Annotated in this window: 25 protein-coding genes and 1 pseudogene; 13 read left to right on the top strand and 13 right to left on the bottom strand. The window is 66.0% G+C overall.

The window, feature by feature from the left end; genetic code table 11:
- The first annotated feature begins 70 nt into the window (after positions 1 to 70).
- Positions 71 to 1108, top strand: a complete 1038-nt coding sequence (locus AC1DFR_RS19835) for a LacI family DNA-binding transcriptional regulator (RefSeq protein WP_476874273.1) — start codon at positions 71 to 73, stop codon at positions 1106 to 1108.
- 95 nt (positions 1109 to 1203) lie between these two features.
- A complete protein-coding gene (locus AC1DFR_RS19830) occupies positions 1204 to 1665 on the top strand; it encodes a hypothetical protein (protein ID WP_476858709.1) in 462 nt (153 codons plus the stop codon).
- 31 nt (positions 1666 to 1696) lie between these two features.
- Here the strand turns inward: AC1DFR_RS19830 and AC1DFR_RS19825 are convergent, their stop codons facing one another.
- Positions 1697 to 2089 carry a VOC family protein gene (locus AC1DFR_RS19825; RefSeq protein ID WP_230009733.1) on the bottom strand — a complete coding sequence of 131 codons (393 nt, stop codon included), beginning with the start codon at positions 2087 to 2089 and terminating at the stop codon, positions 1697 to 1699.
- Between the two features lie 48 nt (positions 2090 to 2137).
- On the opposite strand from AC1DFR_RS19825, the gene ligD reads away from it, so the two are divergent.
- The 4 genes from ligD (at position 2138) to AC1DFR_RS19805 (ending at position 6496) form a co-directional block, all read left to right on the top strand.
- The gene (ligD, locus tag AC1DFR_RS19820; RefSeq protein ID WP_476874272.1) at positions 2138 to 3382 is read left to right on the top strand and encodes a non-homologous end-joining DNA ligase; all 1245 of its coding nucleotides are present in this window, start codon (positions 2138 to 2140) and stop codon (positions 3380 to 3382) included.
- 520 nt (positions 3383 to 3902) lie between these two features.
- Complete coding sequence (locus AC1DFR_RS19815; protein ID WP_476874271.1) at positions 3903 to 4715, top strand: MBL fold metallo-hydrolase; 813 nt, start codon at positions 3903 to 3905, stop codon at positions 4713 to 4715.
- A 150-nt stretch (positions 4716 to 4865) separates the two neighbouring features.
- Positions 4866 to 5891 carry an NADPH:quinone reductase gene (locus tag AC1DFR_RS19810; RefSeq protein ID WP_476874270.1) on the top strand — a complete coding sequence of 342 codons (1026 nt, stop codon included), beginning with the start codon at positions 4866 to 4868 and terminating at the stop codon, positions 5889 to 5891.
- Between the two features lie 62 nt (positions 5892 to 5953).
- Complete coding sequence (locus AC1DFR_RS19805; RefSeq protein ID WP_476857378.1) at positions 5954 to 6496, top strand: TOPRIM nucleotidyl transferase/hydrolase domain-containing protein; 543 nt, start codon at positions 5954 to 5956, stop codon at positions 6494 to 6496.
- A gap of 53 nt (positions 6497 to 6549) precedes the next feature.
- Here AC1DFR_RS19805 and AC1DFR_RS19800 read toward each other — a convergent pair whose 3' ends face one another.
- From AC1DFR_RS19800 to AC1DFR_RS19760, 9 genes are all read right to left on the bottom strand, one after another.
- Positions 6550 to 8067 (bottom strand): aldehyde dehydrogenase family protein, encoded by a 1518-nt coding sequence (locus AC1DFR_RS19800; RefSeq protein ID WP_476874269.1) that lies wholly within the window; start codon positions 8065 to 8067, stop codon positions 6550 to 6552.
- Positions 8064 to 8801 carry an HD domain-containing protein gene (locus tag AC1DFR_RS19795; protein WP_476874268.1) on the bottom strand — a complete coding sequence of 246 codons (738 nt, stop codon included), beginning with the start codon at positions 8799 to 8801 and terminating at the stop codon, positions 8064 to 8066. The genes AC1DFR_RS19800 and AC1DFR_RS19795 overlap by 4 nt, the downstream gene beginning before the upstream one ends.
- A gap of 40 nt (positions 8802 to 8841) precedes the next feature.
- The gene (locus tag AC1DFR_RS19790; RefSeq protein ID WP_476874267.1) at positions 8842 to 10155 is read right to left on the bottom strand and encodes an NAD(P)/FAD-dependent oxidoreductase; all 1314 of its coding nucleotides are present in this window, start codon (positions 10153 to 10155) and stop codon (positions 8842 to 8844) included.
- Between the two features lie 2 nt (positions 10156 to 10157).
- Positions 10158 to 10478: a 2Fe-2S iron-sulfur cluster-binding protein gene (locus AC1DFR_RS19785; protein WP_230010994.1), complete on the bottom strand. Its 321-nt coding sequence runs from the start codon at positions 10476 to 10478 to the stop codon at positions 10158 to 10160.
- Between the two features lie 47 nt (positions 10479 to 10525).
- Positions 10526 to 11287, bottom strand: a complete 762-nt coding sequence (locus tag AC1DFR_RS19780) for an SDR family NAD(P)-dependent oxidoreductase (protein WP_476858717.1) — start codon at positions 11285 to 11287, stop codon at positions 10526 to 10528.
- Positions 11280 to 13157 carry a PEP-utilizing enzyme gene (locus AC1DFR_RS19775; protein WP_476874266.1) on the bottom strand — a complete coding sequence of 626 codons (1878 nt, stop codon included), beginning with the start codon at positions 13155 to 13157 and terminating at the stop codon, positions 11280 to 11282. Before AC1DFR_RS19775 ends, AC1DFR_RS19780 begins: the two co-directional genes overlap by 8 nt.
- Before the next feature lie 68 nt (positions 13158 to 13225).
- Positions 13226 to 14419: a PEP/pyruvate-binding domain-containing protein gene (locus AC1DFR_RS19770; RefSeq protein WP_476874265.1), complete on the bottom strand. Its 1194-nt coding sequence runs from the start codon at positions 14417 to 14419 to the stop codon at positions 13226 to 13228.
- 5 nt (positions 14420 to 14424) lie between these two features.
- Positions 14425 to 15702, bottom strand: coding sequence for a cytochrome P450 (locus tag AC1DFR_RS19765; protein ID WP_476874264.1), 1278 nt, complete (start codon positions 15700 to 15702; stop codon positions 14425 to 14427).
- Between the two features lie 151 nt (positions 15703 to 15853).
- Entirely contained in the window at positions 15854 to 16648 is a 795-nt protein-coding gene (locus AC1DFR_RS19760) for an IclR family transcriptional regulator (RefSeq protein WP_476874263.1), read from the bottom strand.
- 165 nt (positions 16649 to 16813) lie between these two features.
- On the opposite strand from AC1DFR_RS19760, the gene AC1DFR_RS19755 reads away from it, so the two are divergent.
- The 3 genes from AC1DFR_RS19755 (at position 16814) to AC1DFR_RS19745 (ending at position 19616) form a co-directional block, all read left to right on the top strand.
- Positions 16814 to 17287: a MarR family winged helix-turn-helix transcriptional regulator gene (locus AC1DFR_RS19755; protein WP_476871962.1), complete on the top strand. Its 474-nt coding sequence runs from the start codon at positions 16814 to 16816 to the stop codon at positions 17285 to 17287.
- The gene (locus tag AC1DFR_RS19750; protein ID WP_476874262.1) at positions 17284 to 18267 is read left to right on the top strand and encodes a zinc-binding alcohol dehydrogenase family protein; all 984 of its coding nucleotides are present in this window, start codon (positions 17284 to 17286) and stop codon (positions 18265 to 18267) included. The genes AC1DFR_RS19755 and AC1DFR_RS19750 overlap by 4 nt, the downstream gene beginning before the upstream one ends.
- A 152-nt stretch (positions 18268 to 18419) precedes the next feature.
- Positions 18420 to 19616, top strand: coding sequence for a luciferase domain-containing protein (locus AC1DFR_RS19745; protein ID WP_476874261.1), 1197 nt, complete (start codon positions 18420 to 18422; stop codon positions 19614 to 19616).
- Between the two features lie 22 nt (positions 19617 to 19638).
- On the opposite strand, the gene AC1DFR_RS19740 is transcribed toward AC1DFR_RS19745, so the two are convergent.
- Positions 19639 to 19980: a hypothetical protein gene (locus AC1DFR_RS19740; RefSeq protein ID WP_476858725.1), complete on the bottom strand. Its 342-nt coding sequence runs from the start codon at positions 19978 to 19980 to the stop codon at positions 19639 to 19641.
- An 86-nt stretch (positions 19981 to 20066) separates the two neighbouring features.
- On the opposite strand from AC1DFR_RS19740, the gene AC1DFR_RS19735 reads away from it, so the two are divergent.
- Entirely contained in the window at positions 20067 to 20657 is a 591-nt protein-coding gene (locus AC1DFR_RS19735) for a TetR/AcrR family transcriptional regulator (RefSeq protein ID WP_476874260.1), read from the top strand.
- A gap of 146 nt (positions 20658 to 20803) precedes the next feature.
- Positions 20804 to 21445 (top strand): NADPH-dependent F420 reductase, encoded by a 642-nt coding sequence (locus tag AC1DFR_RS19730; RefSeq protein ID WP_476857389.1) that lies wholly within the window; start codon positions 20804 to 20806, stop codon positions 21443 to 21445.
- A gap of 97 nt (positions 21446 to 21542) precedes the next feature.
- Here the strand turns inward: AC1DFR_RS19730 and AC1DFR_RS19725 are convergent, their stop codons facing one another.
- Both AC1DFR_RS19725 and AC1DFR_RS19720 read right to left on the bottom strand, forming a co-directional pair.
- Entirely contained in the window at positions 21543 to 22037 is a 495-nt protein-coding gene (locus AC1DFR_RS19725) for a DUF1801 domain-containing protein (RefSeq protein ID WP_476857390.1), read from the bottom strand.
- A gap of 82 nt (positions 22038 to 22119) precedes the next feature.
- Positions 22120 to 23052, bottom strand: a complete 933-nt coding sequence (locus AC1DFR_RS19720) for a hypothetical protein (RefSeq protein WP_476874259.1) — start codon at positions 23050 to 23052, stop codon at positions 22120 to 22122.
- 322 nt (positions 23053 to 23374) lie between these two features.
- On the opposite strand from AC1DFR_RS19720, the gene AC1DFR_RS19715 reads away from it, so the two are divergent.
- Both AC1DFR_RS19715 and AC1DFR_RS19710 read left to right on the top strand, forming a co-directional pair.
- Positions 23375 to 23923 carry a putative immunity protein gene (locus AC1DFR_RS19715; protein WP_476874258.1) on the top strand — a complete coding sequence of 183 codons (549 nt, stop codon included), beginning with the start codon at positions 23375 to 23377 and terminating at the stop codon, positions 23921 to 23923.
- 243 nt (positions 23924 to 24166) lie between these two features.
- Positions 24167 to 24399 (top strand): annotated as a pseudogene (locus AC1DFR_RS19710) (dihydrofolate reductase family protein); the annotation flags it as partial.

Raw genomic sequence — 24399 nt, 5'->3', positions numbered from 1 at the left:
TGCGGTTGCCCATGGGGCGGCGGCCGGAACCGCTGTGTTTCCCGCGATACGCTTGCCGGCAGGAGGCCATTTGTCCAGGAACGAACTGAACCAGCATGGAGCGGCCAAACGCGCCACCATTGAGGATGTGGCGCGCGAAGCCGGCGTATCTCGCGCACTCGTATCCCTGGTGCTGAGGGGTTCACCAAAGGTGAGTGAACAAAAGAGGGAAGCTGTTGCCATCGCCATAGCCGCACTCGACTACCGGCCCAGCAATGCGGCCCGCTCGCTCGCCAGCGGACGGACGCAAACAGTAGGAGTGCTGCTGGACGACCTCTCCAATCCCTGGTTCGTGGAGCTGCTCGACGGCATGCAGAACATCTTCCGGGAGCAGAACCTCCGGATGGTCCTCGGCGATCCACGCTATTTGGCCCGCCCAGGGGAAAGCCCGGTGTCCGCCTTCATGGAATTGCGCGTCGACGGCCTCGTCATCGCCGGAGACTTCAACGCCGATGAAGACCTCACCCGCGCCACACTGCTCACGCCAGCCGTCGTCGCCGGCACCCGCGCCTTCGACCTCCCGGCAGCGGACCGCGTCACCAACGACGACGCCGCCGGCGCCCGGATGGCCGTCGAGCACCTGATTGGTCTCGGCCACAGCGACATTGCCTTCCTCACCGCTCCCACCGGCTCTGCTACCGTGCGGGCCGACGCCTACCGGGACACCATGACCCGCCACGGCTTGCAGAACTACATCCGAGTGATACCAACGGACTTGAGCGAGCATTCCGGCTTTGAGGCAATGAGCCGCCTTATCGACGGCGGCCAGCCCCCCTCAGCGGTCTTTGCCGCCAACGACATCCTCGCCGTCGGTGCGCTCTCGGCCGCCGACGAGCACGGCATCAGCGTGCCGGGACAACTCTCACTGGTCGGATACGACAACACCTATCTCGCCGGGATCCGCCACGTCTCCCTGACCACCGTCGACCCCGTCAGCCGGGACGTAGGCATCCGCGTCGCGGAGCTTCTCCTCGCCCGCATCGCCGACCCCTCCCTGCAGCCACGTACCGAAGTGCTGGCCCCGCGCCTCGTCGTTCGAAGCACCACCGCTCCCGCCGCCCACACCTGACACTCTTGGCCACCCAAGGCGGGCGGCCGGCGGCCGCTGCCCTCTGTCGTGGTGCAGTGGCCCTGACTAGACTTGAATTGCGCCGGATTAGACGCATGGATTCGTCTCTGGAGGGCAGGATCATGACAGACCGCAGCGACTCCGAATTGCCCGCGGACCAGGCGCCCGCGGACGTGAAACCAGAAGATAAGGAGCTCCGGGGCCGGTACGTCGAAGGAGCGTACGGTAAGGCTGGCGTGCAGAGAGGCCGGCACGCCGAGGACGAGGAAGGCCAATACGTCCAAGGTGACTACGGTGCGGCCGGCAGGGAGGGCGGCCTGCCCGAACCCTTGGGAGACCGAGCCAAGGAATCCGGGCGCTACGTAGCAGCCGACTACGGCGGCGCTGGCACGGCTCCGGGACGCACGGCCGGGTCGGAAATCGGCCAGTACACCGAAGGTGACTACGGCGCGGAAGGTACTGTAGATCCGCTGCGCAAGGCCGGAACAGGTACGCCTGGCGAAAAGCCGCCGGCCGCGGGCAAGCCCTTCGACACCGGCACCCAGGAGGGCACCTAAAAGCGCCTGCCCGGGGGCAGGCAAGGACGCATCACGAGACTATTCCGGGCTGGTAGGTGCCGGCGCTCCATTCCTGTCCTTGCGGATCGAGCACCCGGCAGCGCCGGGCGCCCCATTGGGTGGCTTCGGGCTCGATCACTGAGGTTCCGCCCGCGGCGAGGGCCTTCTGATGAAAGGCGTCGACGTCTTCGACCAGAAGATATAGTCCCTGGCCGGTTGACTGGCCGATAAGTGGCGGCCGCTGGTAGGCGGCATCGCTACTTGCCACCATTAGCACCGCCTCCCCCATGGAAATCTCGGCGTGCAGCACTGACCCTGCGGGTCCGTCGTGCCGCTGAATAACGCCAAATCCCACGGCCTGGAGCCAGTCCAGGGCTGCGGGTGCGTCACTGTAGCTGAGATAGGCGAATAACTTGGCGTCCATGCCGGAATGCTATTCCCAAGCGCAGCCGTCCGGAACTAGCGTGGCGGAATGAACTCGTCGAAGACCCCCGCCGAGATCCTCAACATAGCCGGCAACGAGGTTCGCATCTCGAGTCCGGACAAGGTGGTGTTCCCCGAACCCGGGCTGACCAAGCTCGACCTGGTCCGCTACTACCTCGCCGTCGCCGACGGTGCGCTGCGGGGCGCAGGCGGCCGGCCCATGGTACTCAAGCGCTTCCCGAAGGGGATCGGCGCTGAGCCGTTCTTTCAGAAACGCGTGCCTGAAAACCACCCCGACTTTATCGACACGGCAACGCTGCACTACGCGTCCGGAACATCAGCCGAAGAGGCCGTCATCCGGGATGCTGCAGGCTTGGCGTGGGTCGTGAATCTCGGATGCCTGGACCTCAACCCGCACCCCGTGCGTGCCGAGGACCTCGAGCACCCGGACGAGCTCCGGGTCGACCTCGACCCGATGCCGGGGGTCGACTGGGCGCAGATCGTCGACGTCGCCTATGTCGCGCGGGAGGTGCTCGACGACGTCGGACTGGTGGGGTGGCCGAAGACGAGCGGTTCGCGGGGACTTCACATCCTCGTGCGCATCGCGCCTCAGTGGTCGTACTACGACGTGCGGCTCGCCGCCGAGACCCTCGCCCGCGAGGTCGAGAACCGCGCTCCGGGCCTCGCCACCGCACGGTGGTGGAAGGAGGAGCGCGGCGAGAGTGTGTTCGTCGACTTCAACCAGAACGCCAAGGACCGCACCGTGGCATCGGCGTACTCGATCCGGCCCCTGCCCGACGCCCGGGTCTCGACTCCGCTCACGTGGGACGAGGTTACCTCCACCCGGCCGGAACAATTCACGGTGCCCACGGTGCTTGAGCGCTTCGCGGCGATGGGCGACCCCCACGCCGGGATCGACGACGCGGCAGGGACACTCGACAGGCTCATCAGTCTGGCTGCCGGGCTCGGCCCCGCCGAGAAGCCGCCGCGCGGCGGCGACGGTCTGGGCCGCCGGCAATCGGTAATGCCGCTCATCGAGGTGGCACGGACCAAGACCAAGCCCGAGGCGCTCGCGGCGCTCGAGGAATGGAAGACCCGGCATGCGGACCTCTTATCAGCCCTGCACCCCGCAGACGTACTCGTCGACAGAATGCGGGGATCGAGTTCGCTCTGGTACCGGGTCCGGGTGAACCTGCAACACGTCCCGGAAAATGAGCGTCCGCCGCAGGAGGAGCTCATCGCCGACTACGACCCCTGGGCCGGCAAAGAGTGGCCGGGGCGCCCTGGATCCTGACCGCCGGATCCTGACACCGGATCCTGACACCAAGGACGGGGCTCAGGCGTCTTGAGGCTTGCTCGATTCCAAGCTTTCCGCAAGGGGGTTCAGCCAAGATTCGGTCCGAGGTATGCCAATTGATTGCGGGGTGGTTGTTATGGATGAGAAGCCGAGGCCGAAACTCTCTGCCCTATTTTGGGTGGTTTCCGTTGCCGTTCTGGGTGCACTTGGGGCATTGGGCTGGTATGCGGTGAACGTCATAGCCGCCCTGTTGTCCCCGTCGGTGCGTTGAATATGCATCGACGCTCCTGACACCCAATTCGACGCGCACTCGGATTGCGGGATCCATTTTGCGGCTGCCATCGCGGCCGCCGCACATCACCGCCGTCGAACATGGCCAAGGACGCGGCGGGGTGGACGGGCCTGAACGCCAGATGTTCGCGTTAGAAGTTGATAGCGGCATAGGCTTCCCGACGACGCAGGGCACGCTTACGGTGGGCAAGAGGAGCAGGACACAAGCCATTCGAAGGGACCCGCCATGCTGATCTGTGCAACTTGCGCCGTGGAACGCGACGAACCTGCCCGGGACGTTTGCCCGATCTGCACCGACGAGCGGCAGTATGTACCCGAGGACGGACAAAAGTGGCTCACACTGGACGGGCTGGCGCAGGAGGGCCAGCAAACGGTGTTGACGGAGAACGAGCCGGGCCTTGTCGGGATCCGGACAGAGCCAAAAGTCGGGATCGGCCAGACCGCCCAGCTTGTGGCGACACACGAGGGTTCGCTGTTGTGGGATCCGGTCGGGTATGTCGACGACAGCGCTGCGAAGGCAGTGCTCGAGCGGGGCCCGGTCCTGGCGATCGCCGCCAGCCATCCACACATGTTCGGTGTGCAGGTCGAATGGTCGCATCGGCTCGGCGGTGTCCCCGTACTTGTGGCGGATGCAGACCGGCGATGGCTGGGGCGCAATGATCCGCTCATTAAATACTGGTCCGGCAGTCAACCTATCGCCGAAGGGTTGACCCTGCACCAGACCGGGGGCCATTTCCCGGGCAGCGCGGTCGTGCACTGGGCTGCAGGCACCGGCGGCAAAGGAGTTTTGCTGACCGGTGACAGCGTGTATCCGAATCCAGACCGTCGCTCGATCGCCTTCATGCGCAGCTACCCTAACCACGTGCCGCTATCCGGCGCGGTGGCAGTGCGAATCGCCGCGCAGCTGGGAGAACTCAACTTCGACCGGATCTACGGCAACTTCAACAATGTCATAGCGTCCGGCGCCAAGGCCATTCTGCACGATTCCGCCCAACGACACGCTGCTTGGGCGCGCGGCGACTTCGACCATTTGACCTGATCCGCCCAGTTCCCCTTTTGCGTTAGCGTGGGATCAAGCGCCGCAGTAGACGTCAGAGGTATCCGAGCCATCATGGCGACCAGGAGAACCCCAGGTTCTCACGGCGCTCTCATCCCTTCCCCCTATGGAATCCGAAGAAGCGGAGTAACAGTGAAGGCCATCGTGTACGAAAAGACAGGGCCATCGTCCGTGATGGCCCTCCAAGACAGGCCACTGCCGGCACCCGGACCGGGCCAGGTCAGAGTCCGGGTGGTGGTCTCCGGGGTCAATCCCACCGACTGGAAGTCCCGGGCCGCCGCCGGGACCGGCAGCAGGCTGGAGGCACCAAAAGTGCCCAACCAGGATGGTGCCGGCGTTATCGACGAGCTTGGATCCGGCGTGCCGGGGCTGTCCGTCGGCGATCGTGTTTGGCTCTGGGACGTCGCCTGGGGCGGCACCGAGGGCACAGCCCAGGAGTACGTGGTGGTGCCGGCCGCGCAGGCCGTTGCCCTTCCAGAGATGGAGTCCTTCGACACGGGCGCATCCCTGGGGATCCCGGCACTGACGGCACATCGTGCACTGACCTCCAGCCAGGACGGCCCGGCCAGGCTTTCGCCGGGCGCCCTGGAAGGGCGGGTGGTGCTGGTCACCGGTGGCGCGGGTGCGGTCGGGCACGCGGCCATTCAGCTCGCCCGCTGGGCCGGGGCAACCGTCATCGCGACCGTGAGCGGGGAGCGGAAAGGTGAACTTGCCCGCCGGGCCGGCGCGCACAGTGTGATCAACTATCGCACTGCCGCCGTCCCACAGGCCGTGCACGAGGCAGCCCCTGGAGGCGTTGACACGATCGTCGACGTCAATGCTCCGGCGAACATCGGCAATGACCTCAAGGTGGTGAAGCCGGGCGGAACCATTTCCATTTATGCTGCCAACCCCGGCGAATCCTTGGCCATTCCCATTCGCGAGAGCATGGGCAAGAACGTCCAATTCCAGTTCATCCTCACGTACACCGTGACGGAGCAGCAGAAGGCGGCGGCCGTTGCCGCCGTCGCCGATGCGCTGAAAGCGGGGGCATTGCGGGTCGGCAATGAACACGGACTGCCCCTCACCCGCTTTCGGCTCGAGGAAACCGCGGCAGCGCACGACGCCGTAGAACAAGGCTTCGTCGGGAAGGTCCTGGTCGACGTGTCCGCGGCCTGACCACCTTCTGCGTGTCCGGCGAGGAGCCTGCGACCAGACAATGCGTTCGGCATACTGGTTCCATGCAGGCGACGACGGTGTTGGTCGAAGGTGAGAGTGACCGGCTTGCGGTTGAGGCGCTGGCCTTCCGCCGTGGCCATGACCTGGCAGCCTTGCGGGTGTCGGTCGTGCCGATGGGAGGCGCGACCAGCATCGTTCACTTCCTCGACCGCTACGGACCGAATGGCGCAGGCCACCGGTTGTTGGGCCTGTGTGATGCAGGGGAATCCCGTGGCATCGCCCGCGCGCTCGGCCGGGCAGGTATCGGGTCCGGTTCGCTGGCCGAGCTTGGGTTCCACGTCTGTCACGCCGATCTGGAGGACGAACTCATCCGCTGCCTGGGGATCGATGCCGTGCTCAAAGTCATCGCCGCTCAAGGCGAGCTCGCGTCGTTCCGACTCCTCCAACGCCAGCCGTCACTGCGAGAGCGGCCAATAACGGCGCAGTTGCGCCGGTTCTTCGGCGGACGCAGCGGCAACAAGGTCCGATACGCGCCGCTGCTGGTCGACGCTTTGCCGGCCGGACAGGCGCCTCCGCCGCTCGCCCACCTCGTTGCATCATTTTGATCCTGCCGCCCAAAGGATCGAATGCCTTCACCGTGTCACGGGCATCCCGCTATCTACGTGCGGCGGTGGATGGACTTGTAGCTCAGGTACGCGTTCAGGCCTTCAATCCCGTACTCGGTGCCAAGGCCGGAATCGTGCCGGCCGCCAAAGGGGGCTGCATGGTTGGATGCGAAAAAGTTGATGCCCACGGAGCCCGTGTCCATCCGGTCGGCCACGTTCAGAGCAGCCGCCGCGTCCTGCCCGAACACCAGACCGCCGAGCCCGAACCCGGTGTTGTTCGCCAGCGCGACGGCCTCGTCAACACTGCCATCGGCGTCGTCGTATTTTAGGATGCACAGGACCGGGCCGAAGATCTCCTCGCGGGAGATCCGCATCTCCGGAGTGACGTCGGCGAAGACCGTGGGCTGCACGAAATAGCCGCCCTCAAGGCCACCGCCTAACGACGCCGAACGCCCCCCGGTGGTGACCCGCGCGCCGTCGGCCAGGCCCGACTCCACGTACTCCAGCACGGTCCGGTACTGGGACTCCGTTGCGCAAGGGCCGAACACAGTGTCCGCCTCGAGCGGATCACCCTGCTTTCCGGCCGCAATCGTGGCCGTGACCATCTCCACCACTGCGTCATAACGGCTCGCGGGCGCCAGGATCCGGGTCGAGATGTAGCAGGTCTGGCCGGTGTTGCGCATCGACGACCGGATCAGCACCTGGGACATCGCGTCCAGATCCGCATCAGGGAGCACAATGGCGCTTGACTTCCCGCCCAGCTCCAGCGTGACCGGACGCAGCAGTTCCCCGCAGGCCGCGGCAATTTTCCGGCCCACCGGCGTCGATCCCGTGAACGCCACCTTATCGACGCCCGGGTGCTTCACCAGCTGATCCCCCAGCCGGCCGGAGCCGGTTACCAGGTTGACCACGCCCGCCGGAACCCCGGCCGCGGCGACGGCCTCGACAATCACCCGGATGGACAGCGGCGTGGGCGACGCCGGCTTGATCACCACGGTGCAGCCTGCCAGCAGAGCCGGCGCCAGTTTAATGACCACCAGATTGATGGGGAAGTTCCACGGCGCGATCAGCGCGCAGACACCCAACGGGTCGCGCCGCACTACTGACTCGCCGCCGCCGCGCGGGAAGGGGCGGACATCCTCATGCTCAAGGTACGCGGCGAGGGTGGCGAAGTACCGGAAGATACCGGCCGCGTTGGCTGCCGCCCCGGCGGATTCGGACACCGGTGAGCCGTTTTCCCTTGAGTTCGTCAGGGCAAGCTCCTGAGCCCGATTCTCCACCTCCTCAGCGATCCGGAGAAGGTAGCTGGCGCGCTCAGACGGGGTAAGCCGGGGCCACTCGCCCTGAAAGGCACGCTGGGCAGAGCCGACGGCGGCGTCCAGGTCTTCCGGCGTTCCGTCCGGCACCGAGCCCCACACTTCGCCCGTAGCGGGGTCGGTCACCGGGTTGCGGCCGGTGCCCCGCGAAGGCTGCCACGCGCCGTCAACAAAGATCGTATCCACATGCGTATGCGGCAGGGACAGCTCCGTCCGGGCTACCAGGGCAGGAGCATCATGCGTGGCGGAGGTCATCGGATCACCGCCGTCTTAAGAAGGGCGTTGGATCGGTTTAGGTCCGCGGCGGCCATATCGTGCGCGGCCTGGGTGATGAGTTCGGGCAGGATCTCGGTGGCCAGCCTGTCGGTGTACGTGGCCGGGTCCATGGCGAACCACGAGGAGGCGAGGGCGATCCCGGCGCGGTCGAAGCGCCATAGCCTGTCGGCATCGCGCATCAGGGCGTCTTCCAGGGACCGGGCCACCGGCCGGGTGTCGTGGCCGTCGATGATCTCGCAGACGCGCTCAATGAATTCGGTGGAGTATCCCAGGGCGGGGAGCACCCGGCGGGCCACGTCGCAGCCCTGCTGCTCGTGTTCGTAGCGGATGGCGGCCTTCCGCCAGTCACCGGTGAAGCCCTCGGATATGATGCGGGATTCATCAACGTGGGCCCAGCCAGTGTCGTGCAGCACGGTGGCCACGCGCACCAGTTCAGCGTCGGCGCCGGGATAGGCCCGGCACAGCCGTTCGGCGTAGGCCAAGGAAATCGGCAAGTGGATGTCGTTTCCGCGTGTCCGCGTCTCATGGACCACGGCCTTCCACAGGGCGTCGAGTTCCTGAACGGCAGCCGGGGTATTGCAGATCGCGGTGGTGTCTACCGGACCAGCCGCGGGAACTGGCCGGACGCTGTACTCCGCGGCAAAGGCCTGGGCCGGCACGTCCACCGGTTCAGCGGCGGGGCTGGCTGCGACCGGAGTCTTGGGGGTGCTCATAATGCTCCTTCGGGTGGGCCGGCGTACTGTCTGAGTGCAGTTAGCTGTCCGTGGTGATGGTCTTGAGTTGCGTGGCGGGGTCCGCCGCGGCGTCGGCAGGGATGTTCTGGCCCTTTGCCAGTGCGTTCTTGACGGCCATGAAGTCCAGCGGGGCGTTGACGCAGTCCGCGGCGATGACCTGGCCCTGGCGGTAGTACAGGACGCTGAACTTCCCGCGGTCCTCGTCCCGCCGGAGTACCGTCTGGTCGTAGCCGTTGCACAGTCCGGCGATCTGCAACTTGAGGTCCGCCTGATTGGACCAGAACCACGGGATCCCGGCGTATTCCTCGCGCCGCCCGGTCAGCGAGTAGGCGGCCACCTTCGCGTGTTCGATGGCGTTGTTGACGCTTTCCAGCCGGATCCGCTCCCCCGGCTCCGACCCTGGCACCGGGTTGGGCATGTTGGCGCAGTCGCCGATCGCCACCGTTGTGCCGTCCGAGGCCAGCGCGAAGCGGTCCACCACAATCCCGTTGTCCACCGTCAGCCCGAGCTGTTCGGCCAGCTGTGTGTTGGGAATGACGCCGATCCCCACGAGCACAATCTGCGCGGAGAGCTCTGTGCCGTCCTGGAGTTCGACGCCGGCGACCGCGCTACCGCCCTCGCTTGCTGTGAAGCGCTTGGCGCTGGTGTTGAGCCGAATGTCCAGGCCGCGGGAACGGTGCGCCTGCAGGAAGTACCCGGCCGTCTCATCTCCCACGGCGCGGCCAACGAGCCGCGGACCGAACTCCAGAACCGTGACGTTCTTGCCCATCTTCCGCAGGCTGGACGCGGCCTCCAGTCCGATGAACCCGCCGCCGATCACCACCACATCCGTGGCATCCCCCACCCGCGCCTTGAGTGCCAGCGCGTCGTCGGCGTTGCGGAGGTACAGCACGCCGTCGAGGTTCCCGCCCTCAATCTCCAGCTTGCGGGCCCGGGCGCCGACCGTGAGCGCCAGCCGCTTGAAAGGGAACTGTTTTCCGGAGGAAGAATGCGCGACCCCGGAGCCGGTGGGTTCCTTGTCGATCCGGACGATGTATTCGCCCTTGACCAGGGCCACGTTGTGTCCGGCCCAGTAATCGTTGGAGCGGAAGATCAGTGATTCGCTCTCTACCGTGCCCTGCAGGAACTCCTTGGACAGGGCCGGCCGCTGGTAGGGTCGGTGGTCCTCGTCTCCGAGCAGGGTGATGTGTTCGTCGAAGCCGAGTGCCCGCAGCGATACAGCAAGCTGGACCCCGGACTGACTGGCGCCGATGATCAGGAGCCCCGTGCGCGTTGGAGTGCTTTGCTCCGCGACGAGGGTGTCAGTTGCCTGCTCCACTGCTTCCGCGCCCACGGCTACACCTGGGTTTCCGGGGTGGTGACGAACAGCTCCACCGCGTCCGTGAGCCGGAGCTGGCACGACAGCCGCGAGTTGTCCTCACGGTCGACGGCCGTGCCGTAGAGCATTTCGTCTTCCATGTCCTCCATCGGCGGAAGCTGCGAAAGGCAGTCCTCGCGGACGAAGACATGGCAGGTAGCGCAGGACAATGAGCCGCCGCATTCGGCGACGATCCCGGGGACGCCGTTGCGGACGGCCGTTTCCATGACTGAATCGCCGGGGTTTCCCTGGACGTCGCGGACAGCGCCCCCGGCGTCGGTGAAATGAACCGTTGGCATGTGGTTCTCCTTAGGTTGAATCGGATGATGGCAGGCAAGGGAGCGCCTCAGATGAACTGGCGGCCGCCGTCCACCACCATGGTCTGGCCCGTGTAGTAGGAACTGTCCGGCCCAGCCAGGAAGAGGGCCGCGCCCACGATGTCCTCGGGCTGGCTGGCCCGCTTGATGGCCCCGCGGTCCACACCGTAGTTCTCGGCGTTCTCCATCAGGCCGTAGCTGGCTTCGGTCAGCGTGAAGCCGGGGGCGATCGCGTTGACCGTGATCCCCCGGCGGCCCAGTTCCTTGGCCATCACCCGGGTCAGGGCCACCACGCCGCCCTTGGACGCGACGTAGTGGAGCCACTGTTCCGAGCCGCTGAAGATGGTGGCGCTGGAGAGGTTGATGACGCGCCCGCCCTCGGGCAGGTACGGGCTCGCCGCGCGGGTCACGAGCCAGGGGCCCTTGAGGTTGACGTTCATCACCAGGTCCCATTCGGCCGGGTCGATGTCCTCGAACGGGCTGCGGGTCACCCCCGCGTACACCGCCGCGTTGTTGAGGACGACGTCGATGCTTCCGTTCCCGAAGTCCGCGCAGTCCCGTGCGAGGATCTCAGTGGAGTCCACGCTGGTGACGTCCGCCGGGAAGGCGGCGGCCTCGGCGCCGAGTTCGCGGACCAGTTTGGCCGTCTGCTCAGCGCCCTCGAGGTTGATGTCGGCGACCGCCACGCGGTACCCGCGGCCGGCAAAGCCGAGCGCAAACGCCCGGCCCAGCCCGCCGGCGGCACCGGTGATCAGGACGGTCCTTGCAGCCGGCGCGTTCAGCTCAGACATGACTGTGGCTGTGGGCGTGCGCGCCGGGACCGGTCGCCAGGAGCTCCGGTTGGTCGGCATCGAGGATCTGCACGGTGCCCTTGGTGCCGTCCACCCGCAGCCGCTGGCCGGTCTTGATGGTGGTGGAGGCGGAACCCGTTCCGGTCACCGCCGGAAGACCGTACTCCCGGCAGACGATGGCCGCGTGGCTCATCATGCCGCCGATGTCCGTGACCGTGGCCTTGATCTTGCCGAAGATCGGGCCCCAGGACGGCGCGGTGACGGTGGCCACCAGGATCTCGCCCTGCTGGACCTCGGAGAGCTGGTCCGCGTCGGTGATGACGCGGGCCAGGCCCTCCACCACGCCCGGCGAGGCAGCCATGCCGCGCAGGCCCCCGCCCTCCACTTCCTCGCCGGCGCCCAGCCACTGCTGGACCTGCTCGGTGGTGATGCCCCACAGCATCCGGGTAAAGGGTTCGGTGATGGATTCCGGCGGGGTGTTCAGCGCCGGGGCAGGCCGGGCGGTCTTGAGCGCGTCCACGATTCCGCGGCGGCGCTCGATCTCTGCCGGCCAGTAGTCGGGACCGATCGGCTTGGCACCGACGCCCCAGCCCGTGACCAGGTCGAACAGCGCGTCGCGGACCTCGTTGCGGCCCAGGTAGAGGAGGTCGTCCGGTTCAGTCCAGAAACCCTCGGCCTGCATCATGCGGGACAGCTCGCGGATCTTGCGCCAGAAGACGCCCATGGTCCAGTGCTCGATGTAGAAGTTGTGGTTCTCCACGTAGGGGTAGGCCGTGGCGGCGAGCCCGCGCTTGGCGTCGAAGAGGGCCTGGTTTTCCCCTTCGAGCAGCTCGCGGTATTCCTCGATGATGCGGTCGCGTTCGGTGATGAGCGCCTCCACCGGCCGCATGATTTCCTGGCCCTCGTCCACGCGGCGGATGTAGTCCGCGATGTAGCCGAGCGGGATTTCCTGGTGTTCGTTCCAGTACTTGTCGTGGCCGTAGAAGCCGTTGCCCACGGTGAAGTTGAACCACGGGTCCTTCGCGGCGTCGTACTGGGCCATCCAGCGCTCCCCGCCGGGGGCCGCGGCGATGGCAGCCAGGGTGGCCTCGACGTCGTCGGTGTTGCTGAAGTGGGCCTGGATCCCAAGTTCCACGGCAAGCTTGGCGAGCTGCTTGAGCTCGTCATCCGGGCGGAAGAGCTCCATGTCCACGCCCTGCACCATGGTGGCGATGGACTGGTCCGGAATGTTGGGGAACACCTGCTTGCAGAAGTTGAAGAAGTCCAGGTAGGCGATGTAGCCGAGGTTGAGGAACTCGAAGTGGTACTGCCAGTTCTGGTAGGCCAGCTGGATGAGCCGGTCGTAGCTCTCAAGGAGCTTCTCGGAGCCGTCCTTGCCCTTGCCGGAGAGGATGTCCTCCATGGGGACCAGGTCCGGGAGCCTGGGGAAGGAAATGGTTTCCATTTCGTCGATGGTGCCCTTGACCTTGACGTGCCACTGCTTGAGGAGCTGGTCCCAGTTCTGGAAGTAGTGGCCAACGCGCTGTTCGAACAGGGGCACGCGGGCGGCGATCTGGTCTTCCGGCACCGGGATGGGCGACATGTAGAGGTAGCCCAGGTGGACGCGGAACTCGATGCCGTTGGCGTTGGGGATCATCAGGTGCCGTGCGTTGTACTGGCCCAGGCACTTGACCGCGAACTCGCCGCCGATGGTCTCGAAGGGCTTGAACACGGTGGGCCAATGCTGGCTGTCGCAGAACCAGAACTTGGCGTCCTCCTGCTCCTTGAGCTTGTCCTGGAAGACCAGATAGTACGGGTAGATCTTTTCCCAGCCCTCGGCCCCGGCGGGGACCGCGAGCTCGGAGGGTTTGGGGAAGGACTTCAGGGACATGGCGGTCCTTTCAATACGGGCTCGGCGTTGAGCCTGGGTGACGTAGCGGACTAGCGGGTCGGAACGATCTAGAAGGACGGCTTCAGCAGTGAGGCGGTGATGCTGCCGAGGCTAAAGCCGGTGGCGGACGACGGCGCCGGGCCGGCCGGCGTCGTGGTGGCTGGCGTCGTGGTGGCTGGCGTCGTCGGGGAAGCGGGCGCTGCCGCAGAAGTGGCGGGGCTGAGTCCGCTGAAGTAGCCGCCGGCGGCTGCCGAGGATGGGACAACAGGCTTCGAGGAGTGCACGGTTTCCGGGCGGGACTGCAGCAGGAGCAGGTTCTCCCCGTCCGGCAAGTCCGCATCGAGGGCCCACTCGATGTCCTGCGGGCACTTGTAGTGCTTCTCCGCGCGCTTGGCCATCTGCGCGACGGCGGTGAGCTCGGCGCCGGTGAGGCTGCGGCGGCCGCGGCGTTCGGCGTCGACCTCCCGCTCCACCAGGCGGCCGGCAACGGAGTCCGGGACGAGTTCGGCGTGCTTGTCGCCGAGGTGTTCGGAGACGACCGCCAGCGTGACCTTGTCCAGCATGATGTTGTCCGGCGTGACCTGGCCGGAGACCACCATCTCCCCCACCCCGTAGGAGGAGTCGATAGTGATCTTGGAACGATCGCCGTTGGTGGGGTCCATGGTGATGGCGACGCCGGAGACCCGTGCGTTGACCATCTTCTGCACCACGACCGCCATCGAGAGGCCCTCGTTGGGGATGTTGTTCTTGAGCCGGTAGATGATGGCGCGGGATGTGAAGAGCGAGGCCCAGCACTGGCGGATGTGCTCGGTGACGGCCTTGACGCCGTCGAGCCAGAGGTAAGTGTCCTGCTGGCCGGCGAAGGAGGCGTCCGGCAGGTCCTCGGCGGTGGCGCTGGAGCGAACGGCCACCGGGACCGGCGACTCAAAGCGGGACATCAGGGACTCGTAGGCGGCGACGGTGAGCTCGCGCAGGGCCTGAGGCACCGCGCGGGAGCAGATGTCCGCCCGGATCGCGGCGGACACCCTATCCACCTGGCCCATGTCTTCGGGGTCCAGTCCTGCAAGGAGCTGGTGGATGTCCCGGGTGATCCCGGCTTCCTCCATGAAGGCTTCGAACTGCGCGGTGGTGACCACGAAGCCGGGCGGGACGGGCATGCCGGCGGAGGTCATGGTGACCAGGGAGGCGCCCTTGCCGCCAAGGTTTTCGAGCTTCGGTTCGATGCCGCCGTCGAAGAACTGGACGTATTCGTTGCTCTGCATATTTCTCAGGCCTTCCAGGTGACGGGGACGGTCTCGGGGACGCGGAAGGAGAGGTTCTCCCGGAAGGAGATAGTTTCCGGATGCTCCAGCTGCAGCTCCGGGACGAGCCGGACCACTTCCTCGAGGGCGATCTTGGCCTGGAGCTTGGCGAGCATGTTGCCCAGGCAGTAGTGGATGCCAAACCCGAAGGACAGGTGCTCGCGGGCGTTGGGGCGGGTGATGTCGAAGTCCTCGCCGGCGTCGAACTTGGTGTCATCCCGGTTGGCTGAGCCCATGAGGAGCAGCAACTGTGCGCCTTCTTCGATGGCGACGCCGCCAACTTCAGCGTCCTTGAGGGCCTTGCGGCGCCAGCCGACGATCGAGCCGGCGTAGCGCAGGACTTCGTCGATGGCGGCGGGAATTTTTTTCGGGTCCTCCACCAGCTGCTTCCACTGCTCGGGGCGGGCCAGGAGTTCGCGGAGGGCGTTGGAGATCAGCGTGGTGGTGGTCTCGTGGCCGGCGAAGAGCAGGCTATAGAGGACGGAAGCGACCTCGTGGTCGGAGATTTCGGCGCCGTCCTGCTGCGCTTTGACCAGGTCCGCGGTGAGGTTGTCGCCGCCTTCCTCGTGAGCCACCCTGACCAGCCGGAGGCATTCCTGCCAGTACTCCACCAGGTTGTGGGCGTGCGGGATCTGTTCGTCGTCAGTGAGGTCGCCCCACGTCATGGCGGCGCGGGAATCGCTCCAGCGCTTGAAGGTGTCGACTTGGGCCACGTCTGCGCCGATCAGGGTGAGGATGGTGATGGTGGGGACGTCGTAAGCAAGGTCCTTGACCATGTCGCCGCGGCCTTCCGGCCGGGCCAGCATTTCTTCAAGCAGTCCGACGACGTTTTGCCGGATGAACGGTTCCAGAGCCTTGTACCGGCGGGGGGTGAAGGCCTTCTGCACCACGGCGCGGATGCGGGTGTGCTCCGGCGGGCGGCGGGCGGAGAGGCCTGAGTAGGCGGTGAAGCCGCCGTCGTCCATGATCTTCTTGGCCGCGGCACCGCGTTCGCGGACAGGCGCCTGGGCGTTTTCGCTGGAGAAAGTCTCCCAGTCTTCAAAGACGGCCTTGATGTCGTCGTAGCGGGAGACGACGTAGAGGCCGATCCGCTCGTCGAACATCACGGGCTGCTCAGCCCGGAGTTCGGCGTAGGCGGCGAAGGGATCCTTCATCTGGAACGGCTCGTAGCCGTGGTGCCCCGTAGGGGCTTCGGCGCCGTGTCCGAAGGGACAGCGGCCGGCCGTTTCAGTCGACGATGACATCTGGGCTCCTTGGTTTTCCGGTCCCGCTGGCAGCAGCAGTGCATGCCGGGGGTTCTTCCACCAGTGTGGCCCCCGTCACCTCGGGATGGCAGGAATGGCTTCCACTGAGCGGAAGCCACTTTGCCGCGGGCCTGCAGCTGCAGGGTTCGGCCTAGTGCGATGCCGCAGTGTGGCTGCCCAGCAGCGTTTCCAGCGGGATCCGCGCGGTGGCGCGTTCGATCTGCGCCGAGATGCCCCTCAGGACGGGAAGGTGGCGGCTCATCGTGGCGGCCTGGCTCGTGGGAAGCACCAGGCCGATCGCGGCGCCGATTCTGCCGGTGTGGAAGACCGGGACGGCGATGGAGCACGAGCCCAGCCGGACTTCCTCGAGGGTAGTGGCGTAGCCCTGCTCCCGGATCTGGGTCAGTTCGGCGGCCAGTTTTCTCGGGTCAACGTGGGTGTGCGCGGTGTGCCGCTCGAGCTGCCGGTTCAGGTAGGCGTCGCGGACCCAATCCTCCTCGAAGGCCAGGAGGACCTTCCCGACGGCGGTCGCGTGCATGGGCAGGCGTCCGCCGACGCGGGAAGCTCGGGGCAGGCGCTTGGAGCCGTAGACGCGGTCGATGTACAGCACCTCGTGGCCGGACCGGACGGCCAGGTGCGCGGTTTCGCCCGTGAGGGAGAAAAGATCCTGGATGTATGGGCGCGCCGCGTCGCGGAGCTGCCGCCCGGTGTTCTGGGCAAGCTCCCAGAGGCGGATGCCCAGCTGATAGCGGCCGTTGGGCTCGCGGGAAAGTAATCCCCAGTCCGTGAGCTCGTTGACAAGCCGGTGGGCGGTGCTCAGGGGCAGCCCGGATTTTTCCGCGATTTCCGTCAGGCTGAGGGCACCCCGGGACTTTTCGAAGGCTTCCAGGATGGAGAGCACCTTCGAGGTCACAGTCCTACCGGGCTCAGTGCTGCCGCCAGCCATCAAGGCTCCTCTGCGATATTCGCCCATCGTCGATGGTCGCCGGGACGTCCGATCAGAGTCTAGCCCTCGAGCAGGAGCACACGAGTCCCCCTAAGAGCTGCAGCCGGCCGGTAAGTAGAATCCGGGGAAGTATCTTCCATGGAATCCAAACGCTAATCTTGATCCATGGACACCAGAACTGGCCAGACTGACTTCTATCCCCTCTTCAGCGCACTGACCCGGCTGGAAACCGAGCTGTGGGATGCGGTCGACGCCCGCCTGCGCCAGGAATGCGGACTTCCCCTCGGCAGGTTCGAGGCGATGGTCGTTGTCTCCTCCCTTGGCACGTGCAGGGTGTTCGACATCGCGTCGGCGCTGGCCATAACCGTGGGCGGCGCCAGCAAGCTGGTTGACCGTGTTGAGGCGGCCGGGTACTGCTCGCGGAAGTTGAACCCGGGCGACCGGCGCTCCTCACTCCTTGACCTCACGGCGGCGGGTGCCGCGGTGGTCGCTCGGGGACGCGCAGTGATCGAGGCCGAACTCGCGCGCTGGTTCACCCCGGCCCTGAGTCCGCAGGAGACCACCACCCTGCTGGACCTCCTGACACGGGTCCGCAGCGCCCAGCGGCCCTCCGTGGACTCGACGGCGGCCGGTCAGTGAGCAGCGGCACCATGCGGGCCGTGGTGCTGGACGGCCCAGGGCCGGCCGAGGCGCTGTTCATTCGCGACCTGCCCATCCCCGTGCCGCTGCCGGGCCAGGTGCTCATCCGGGTCCGGGCGTTCGGGCTCAACCGCTCGGAACTGCACACCCGCCTGGGCCTGGCCGAGGGCGTCACGTTCCCGCGCGTGCCCGGAATCGAAGCTGTCGGCGAGGTGGCCAACTCCCCCGGCGGCGAGTTCCGCACCGGGCAGAAGGTCGCCACCCTGATGGGGGGCATGGGCCGCGTGTTCGACGGCGGCTACGCCGAGTACACGTGCGTGCCGGCCCGGCAGGTCATTGCCTTCGAATCAGAGCTGCCCTGGTCCGTCATCGGCGCCGTCCCGGAGATGCTTCAGACCGCCCACGGCTCCCTCACCATTGGCCTGGACATCCAGGCCGGCCAGAGCCTGCTCATCCGCGGCGGAACCTCCTCCGTCGGCATGGCCGCCGCAATACTTGCCAAGCGCCGCGGGCTCACCGTCCTGGCCTCAACGCGTGACGAAGCCAAGCGGGAAGCGCTCGCCTCGATCGGCGTCGATCATGTCCTGATCGACGACGGCGACCTCGCCACTGCCGTGCGCCGCATTGTTCCGGGCGGCGTGGACGCCGCCCTCGAACTCGTCGGCACCCCCACGCTGCCCGACACGTTGCGCGCCACCCGGGTCCACGGCGTCGTCTGCTTCACCGGGATGCTCTCAAACCAGTGGACGGTCCCGGACTTCTATCCGATTGACTACATTCCGCGGGGCGTCCGGCTCACCTCCTACACAGGCGGCGCCCCCGACCTCCCCGGCGGCGTGCTCCAGGAATTCCTGCAGGCCGTCAGTGACGGCACCGTGATGGTACCCATCGGCAAGGTCTACGCCCTCGACGACATCGTCCAGGCCCACACGGACATGGAGGAAAACCGCGTCAGCGGCAAACTCGTCGTCACCACGTAAGACCCACAGCCGGCAGCGAATGCTACTTCCCCCAACCCTGTTGCGACGCCCCGCTGATTCGCAACAGTCGCTGGGGGAATACGCGACGCGCAATAATACTTGAAGCTTCAAGAGAAACTTATTGTGCCCAACACCCCCGAGCAGGAGCATTCATGCGCATCTCCGAGAAGTCCACCGATCTTGACGGCCGCCACCCGGGCACCTCGGCAGTGGCGACGACGGCCGGGTCGTCCGACCCTGCGGCTCCCCTGGTGGTGCTGTTGCACGGCCGGGGCTCAAGCGAGCGCGAGATCATTGCCCTCGCCGACCACCTGCCGCCCGGCCCGGCCTACGCCGCCGTCCGGGCGCCGATCGCAGAGGGCGGCGGCTATGCATGGTTTGCCAACCGTGGCATCGGCCGTCCGGTCGCCGAGTCGCTGACGGCATCCATGGCGTGGTTCCGAACCTGGCTCGATGCTGTCGCCCCCGCAGGCCGGCCGGTCGTGCTCGTCGGCTTCAGCGGGGGTGCAGCATTCGCTGGCGGGCTGGTCCTTGCAGATCCGCAACGATTCTCCGGTGCGGCTATTCTGTACGGCACCTTGCCGTTCGACGCCGGTGTCCCGGTCACGCCGGCCCGGCTGGCAGGCCTTCCGGTTTTCGTCGCTCAGGGCGATCAGGACAAAGTCATCCCGACGGAACTGCTGGACCGCACCTGGAATTACTTGCTGACGGATTCCGCCGCCCCCGCCTACGCCCGCCGCGACCCCGGAGGGCACCAGATCAGCGGCCAGACGCTCCGTGAACTCGGGGGCTGGATCCACGAGCGACTGTCGTTCCTGGCTCGTTCCGGAGCGGATGAAGGCACCACCGGCGGACGCTGGCCGGCCCTGCCGGACGGCACTCTTCCCCGCAGGGCCGGTCAGCGTCCCACCGTGTCATGGACAATCCCGCAGGAACAGCGCAGTGACAATGCGCCAGTGGACCTTCGGGAAAAGTTGTTCGCCAGGATCAGTTCGCTCGCCGGAGTCTCGACTTCGCAGTCCGTTATCTCCGTTCCAGGCGCGCGGGGCCTGATGATAAAGCCGGAACCTGACGCTCCCGAGGATGCGTTCCTGGTCCCCTCAGCCGGGGAGTTTGCCCACCAGCACCCGCCCCACGACGGCTCCCTCCACCTGGCCCTGCCGCCCCAACTGGCCGCGGACGCAATCGCCAAGGGCTGGGCAGTGGCCCACCCGCTGGCCGGCATCCGGCTGGCTCGAGGCATGGTCATGGTCTACGGGCCCCGCGACGAGAATGAGCTGCACGTGGTCGCTGCAATGGTAGAGACCAGTCACGCCTGCGCCACAGGCCCCGACGCCCACAGGTTGTAACGTTCCGGCAGGCCGGCCCCGATCATGCACCCCGGCGTGGCTTGCGAACCCGCGCATGGCGTTTCGCATTGTGCCGCGCCCGAGTGCGCGTGGCAACGTGGGCCAGCTTCGCCTGGAGCAGGAGAAGGCGGGGAACGGCGAAGTAGACGGCAATGGGAACGACCACAAGAGTGAGCGTAAAAGCGCGCAGGATCGGTGGCCACTCCGGCGCCAAAGCGGCCAAAATACTCATCCCGATTGCGGCCAGCGGAAAGATCGCCACCCAGGTGATAGCAGCCCTCACATGGACCGATGCCACACCGACGGTTCGGTGATGATGCGCATCCGTTTCATCGGCCGCTAGCGCCTTACCCTCGTGTTCCACTCAATCTCCAAACGTCTGGTTGGAATTGATGCTACTGCGCGCTGTTTCGCGAAAGCAAACAAACGGTTGGAGTTATGATGGGGGCCATGGCCTGGGACACTGATGCGACGCAGAAGAAGATCCTCGATGCCGCCATTACCGAGTTCTCCGATCGGGGCTTCTCCGGTGCGCGTATCCATCAGATTTCGCGGATCTCCGGGTGCAACCGCGAACGGATTTACTTCTACTTTGGCGGCAAGGCCGGACTTTTTGAAGCGGCGCTCACCCGCGAACTCGTCACCGCCCTGGACGACCTTCCGGTCGCCGGCATGGGTCCTGGTGCGATCGGAGAGTTCGCGGGACGGTACTTTGATTTTTCCAGGAGCCGCCCCAGCCTCGCACGCCTTACCTTTTGGGAGGGGCTTGAGCAGGGACATCCGGTAGGAGCCGAGGCCCGCACCCTCCGCTCGGCGAACAAAGTCACCGAGATCCGGAGTGCCCTTCCGGCCTTGAGCGAGGCCGCGGCGGAAGACCTGCTCCTGACCATCGTCACCCTGTGCCACGCCTGGGTCGCGAGCCCGAATGTCCCCCTCGTGATCACCGGACCGCCGGACGCAGAGCGCAGGCGCGCATCCATCGTGCGCACCGGCGAACTGCTCGCTCAAGATGCCGTGGATACGGCCCAGCGGCCGTCATAGGCGCGAATACTCCGTTCCGTTCGAAAAAATAGTTGACGCTTCAACTTTACCGACGTACATTTAGTTGTAGCTTCAAGCATCACTCCCCAAGAGAACAGAATCTGATGAAAACCCTCCTGGCCCGCATATTCGGAAAGAAGACACCCATGACGAACCTCACCATCATCGGCAACGGCAACATGGCCCGCGGCATCGCCACCCGAGCACTCGCCGGCGGCCTGACCGTGGAAATCCTCGGACAGGACATCACCAAAGCGCAGGAACTGGCCGCCGAGCTCGGCGCCGGCGTCACCTTCGGGACCACCGCCGAGGCCCCGCAGGGCGCCATCGTGGTCCTCGCTGTCCCGTTCGACGCCGCCAAGAACGTCGTCAGCGCCTACGGCGAGGCCCTGACCGGCAAGACCATCGTCGACATCACCAACCCGGTGAACTTCGAGACCTTTGACTCCCTGGTCGTTGAACCCGGCACCTCCGCCGCCGAAGAAATCGCGCAGCTTGCCCCCGCCGGCGCCAACGTGGTGAAGGCGTTCAACACCACCTTCGCCGGCACCCTCGTCGCCGGAGAGTCAGGCGGACAGCCCCTGGACGTCTTCATCGCCGGCGACAACGCGGACGCCACCGCCGCCGTGAGCAGCTTCGTCAGCGTCGGCGGCATGCGCCCCTTGGTGGTCGGTCCGCTCAAGCGCTCCCGGGAACTCGAAGGCTTCCAGTTCGTCCTCATGACCATGCAGGCCAACCCCGAGTTCGCCGACTTCAACTGGGACACCGGACTTCAGGTCACCAAGTAACCCGGACAGCGATAGGCGACAAAAATATACGCAATAGGACGACGGCGGGCCGGATCCGCCGTCGTGCTCTTGTTTGCCTCGGCGGCAGGCCTCCGGTTCAACGCTTCTTGCCCCCGACACCCGGCACGGACGCGACCTGCTTCATCCACGCCGCGATCTGGCGTTCGTCGACGTCGTCCATGGATTCGAGCTCCACACCCCGAGTCGACTTGCCCATCCCCACCGGTGTCACCGGAGGTACGGGCTCGAGCGCGGCGCCATTCACAAACATGAGCTTGACATGGCCAGCAAATCCGCCGCAGCTGAAGCACCACCCGTCGCCGACTCCGTAGTAGGACATGCCCCACTTCACTGAGCGCCGGAGGCCGGGCAGTGTCTTTGCCGCCAAAGCATCGACCGTTTCGGCGATGCCCCGCTGCGGCTGTGGCAGGCTGGCGATATATGCGAAGACCGGCTTGTCGCCGACCGCCGCTTTCGCCGGGCTTGCCCTGCCGGTCATGGCTTCCGGCAGAGTTGGGGCGACGTCAACACGCGCACCGGTGCGCGTTGCCGGCTTTTGGGCTTCCCTCTTACCGATCTCCCCGCTGGTCATGGAGGGTATTATTCCTCACCCATCGCCAGACGGAACCACAACCGTTTTCTCGCGAGCCGTATCGGGCTCTTCGGGGAAGTTGCTACCTGTCCGCAGTTATCGATTCCAGGACGGCCTGGAATGCTGGACTTACTCGTATCCCCAGGCCACCATCGTCGGACACCTCGGTAAGTTGCTCGTAGCTCGTCCCGTTCCACCAAAAGACGTGTGGACTCACCGGTGCAGGTGAATCGCTGTATCCCATGGCGGCGAATCGGGCCATTCCGTTAACCGCCGAAATGACGGTGGCGTCTTCGATGATGTGCCAAACGACTTGGTGTCGGTTCGGGACGCTCATGAGCCAGCCGAATTCTTCTCGGACGCGCTTGCCCATGACTTCTGAGGCCAAGTCGGGAAGAAGCAGAGCCCGGCTCCCGGCATAGACAGATTCACCTAACAGAGCCGTGAACGAGCCCCCTCCCGGTGCAGGGAGGGTTTCGAGTTTTTCGACTGCCAGCCCGCGAAGGTTCGCAATACCCTGGGTTCTGAGGGCTTCGAACCCGCCGAACTTGTTTGCGTTGTTGTGACTGAAAACGGTAACCGTGTCCGGGAGGTCGAGCGCGATCATCTCGACGATGCCCGGCGCGAACTCCCTGTGCGGGTAGCCGTCGATCCCTGGCATGCTCGCCTCATCATAAAGGCGTGCGAAAGTCTGCTTCGCTACATCAGCAGGGGCAAGGATGTCGAACGGATCGGGTGCGTCGAAGCTCGCCAGAACGCGTTGAAGATGTTCGCGTATCAGGTCCCGCCACAAGGATTGCGGCTGGTCACCACAAGCGGCGGCCACGTTCCAAAATCCGAATTCACGCCCGGAGTCATCGACAGCGTGGCCGGGCTGAACATGGACTTCGAGTCCCATCTCGGCGAAAACTTCGCGCGTGATCGTTCGGAAATGGTTAGCGCCTGAAATCGTGAAGAACGTGAGGTGCGAATCAAGCGGTTCCGGTTCGGGAGACTTCTTCCTGAAGATGCCCACAATGACCCGCTTTCGTTGTGGCGGTCGATCGATTCAAGTCGACACTGCCCGGCCTGGGAGTTTCTGGTGCCGTCAGTGGGCCCACAGGCTGAACCCGATTCCGATTCTGTCGCAGTCCGATGGGAACCCAGGTTGCGACCCGCCCGGTAGAGACCTCCAGCCGGAACAGGCGGCATTGCTTTAGGGGCGGGTCCGGCACACCCAAGTCATGTCCAGGGTTCCGGCCGGGAATCCAGACGTGCCCACGTATCGAGACCGAGATTCGCGTCCATCGCACTGCCCGTAAGCCGACCGGTCTGCACAGCATGTGTATGGTGCTGATATGGCTTCTCCGCAGACGCTGAGTGAGCCCGAGCGCCGCGTCGTCGCGACTTGGGCCGCAGACTGCGCTGAGCGGGTTGTGGCTTTATTTGAGGCCGAGGCGCCGGCAGATGATCGCCCCCGCGACGCCATCGCCCGGGCGCGGGCCTTCGCCCGCGGTGAACTCAGTGCCGCCGACGAGATCCGCCGGCGGTTTGTGGCCGGCCGTGCCGCACGCGAGGTGACCAGCCCTGCTGCGGTGGCTGCCGCCCGGTCCGCCACGCAAGCCGCCGCCGTCGCCCACATGGGCGCGCACGCCCTGGGGGCAGCCGCGTATGCCGCGAAAGCGGCCGGACTGGCCGCGCCCGGTCGGCCCCAGACGATCGATGACGAGATCCACTGGCAACTCGAGCACATGAGCGCCGAAGCCCGGTCCGCGCTCCGGCGCCTGCCACCGCTGGGCGCGAATTCCGCCGGTCCGCTGGGGCCAGGACTTCTCGCATCCGGAATCCTCGCCTCGATCATCCGCACGATCCAGGCCGACTTGGCCCGCCCCGACCGGCCTGCCTAATCCAGTTGAATCTGCCGCCCGCAAGCCGGTCCCCCACCGCGACACCATCCGCCCGCACTGGTGCTGCCAGAAAATCCGATACAGCTACTGGATTCCTGGAAGCCAGCAGTTTGGCCCACGTGCCCGGGTGAGGAGACCGGCGGGACCAGCCGCCGGAGACGGTGGTCGAGGATGCCATCACCTGCTACGATCCCCAGAATCCCCACGACCGCATGCAAGTCGCTATCACTCTGGAGGTTCGCGATGCCGGACACCACCTGCCACATGTCGATCTCGCTGGACGGCTTCGTCGCCGGGCCGGACCAGAGCCGCGAGAACCCCCTGGGCAAGCGGGGGCTGGAGCTGCACGGCTGGCACATCGGCGACCCGCGGGCCAACGATGCCGACAAGGTCGCGAACGAGTGGCTCATGCGCCCACGGGGCGCGTATGTGATGGGTCGGAACATGTTCGGCCCGGTCCGCGGGGACTGGGATGA

This window comes from Arthrobacter sp. 05T410, from assembly GCF_056396505.1.
Note: the sequence above shows the minus strand (reverse complement) of the source record. Positions and strands in the feature narration are given on the sequence as shown.

Coding starts and splice junctions, on each gene's coding strand:
- AC1DFR_RS19830 (WP_476858709.1), top strand. CDS start 1,204: ATGGATTCGTCTCTGGAGGGCAGGATCATGACAGACCGCAGCGACTCC.
- AC1DFR_RS19825 (WP_230009733.1), bottom strand. CDS start 2,089: ATGGACGCCAAGTTATTCGCCTATCTCAGCTACAGTGACGCACCCGCA.
- ligD (WP_476874272.1), top strand. CDS start 2,138: ATGAACTCGTCGAAGACCCCCGCCGAGATCCTCAACATAGCCGGCAAC.
- AC1DFR_RS19815 (WP_476874271.1), top strand. CDS start 3,903: ATGCTGATCTGTGCAACTTGCGCCGTGGAACGCGACGAACCTGCCCGG.
- AC1DFR_RS19805 (WP_476857378.1), top strand. CDS start 5,954: ATGCAGGCGACGACGGTGTTGGTCGAAGGTGAGAGTGACCGGCTTGCG.
- AC1DFR_RS19800 (WP_476874269.1), bottom strand. CDS start 8,067: ATGACCTCCGCCACGCATGATGCTCCTGCCCTGGTAGCCCGGACGGAG.
- AC1DFR_RS19795 (WP_476874268.1), bottom strand. CDS start 8,801: ATGAGCACCCCCAAGACTCCGGTCGCAGCCAGCCCCGCCGCTGAACCG.
- AC1DFR_RS19785 (WP_230010994.1), bottom strand. CDS start 10,478: ATGCCAACGGTTCATTTCACCGACGCCGGGGGCGCTGTCCGCGACGTC.
- AC1DFR_RS19780 (WP_476858717.1), bottom strand. CDS start 11,287: ATGTCTGAGCTGAACGCGCCGGCTGCAAGGACCGTCCTGATCACCGGT.
- AC1DFR_RS19775 (WP_476874266.1), bottom strand. CDS start 13,157: ATGTCCCTGAAGTCCTTCCCCAAACCCTCCGAGCTCGCGGTCCCCGCC.
- AC1DFR_RS19770 (WP_476874265.1), bottom strand. CDS start 14,419: ATGCAGAGCAACGAATACGTCCAGTTCTTCGACGGCGGCATCGAACCG.
- AC1DFR_RS19765 (WP_476874264.1), bottom strand. CDS start 15,702: ATGTCATCGTCGACTGAAACGGCCGGCCGCTGTCCCTTCGGACACGGC.
- AC1DFR_RS19760 (WP_476874263.1), bottom strand. CDS start 16,648: ATGGCTGGCGGCAGCACTGAGCCCGGTAGGACTGTGACCTCGAAGGTG.
- AC1DFR_RS19755 (WP_476871962.1), top strand. CDS start 16,814: ATGGACACCAGAACTGGCCAGACTGACTTCTATCCCCTCTTCAGCGCA.
- AC1DFR_RS19745 (WP_476874261.1), top strand. CDS start 18,420: ATGCGCATCTCCGAGAAGTCCACCGATCTTGACGGCCGCCACCCGGGC.
- AC1DFR_RS19735 (WP_476874260.1), top strand. CDS start 20,067: ATGGCCTGGGACACTGATGCGACGCAGAAGAAGATCCTCGATGCCGCC.
- AC1DFR_RS19730 (WP_476857389.1), top strand. CDS start 20,804: ATGACGAACCTCACCATCATCGGCAACGGCAACATGGCCCGCGGCATC.
- AC1DFR_RS19725 (WP_476857390.1), bottom strand. CDS start 22,037: ATGACCAGCGGGGAGATCGGTAAGAGGGAAGCCCAAAAGCCGGCAACG.
- AC1DFR_RS19715 (WP_476874258.1), top strand. CDS start 23,375: ATGGCTTCTCCGCAGACGCTGAGTGAGCCCGAGCGCCGCGTCGTCGCG.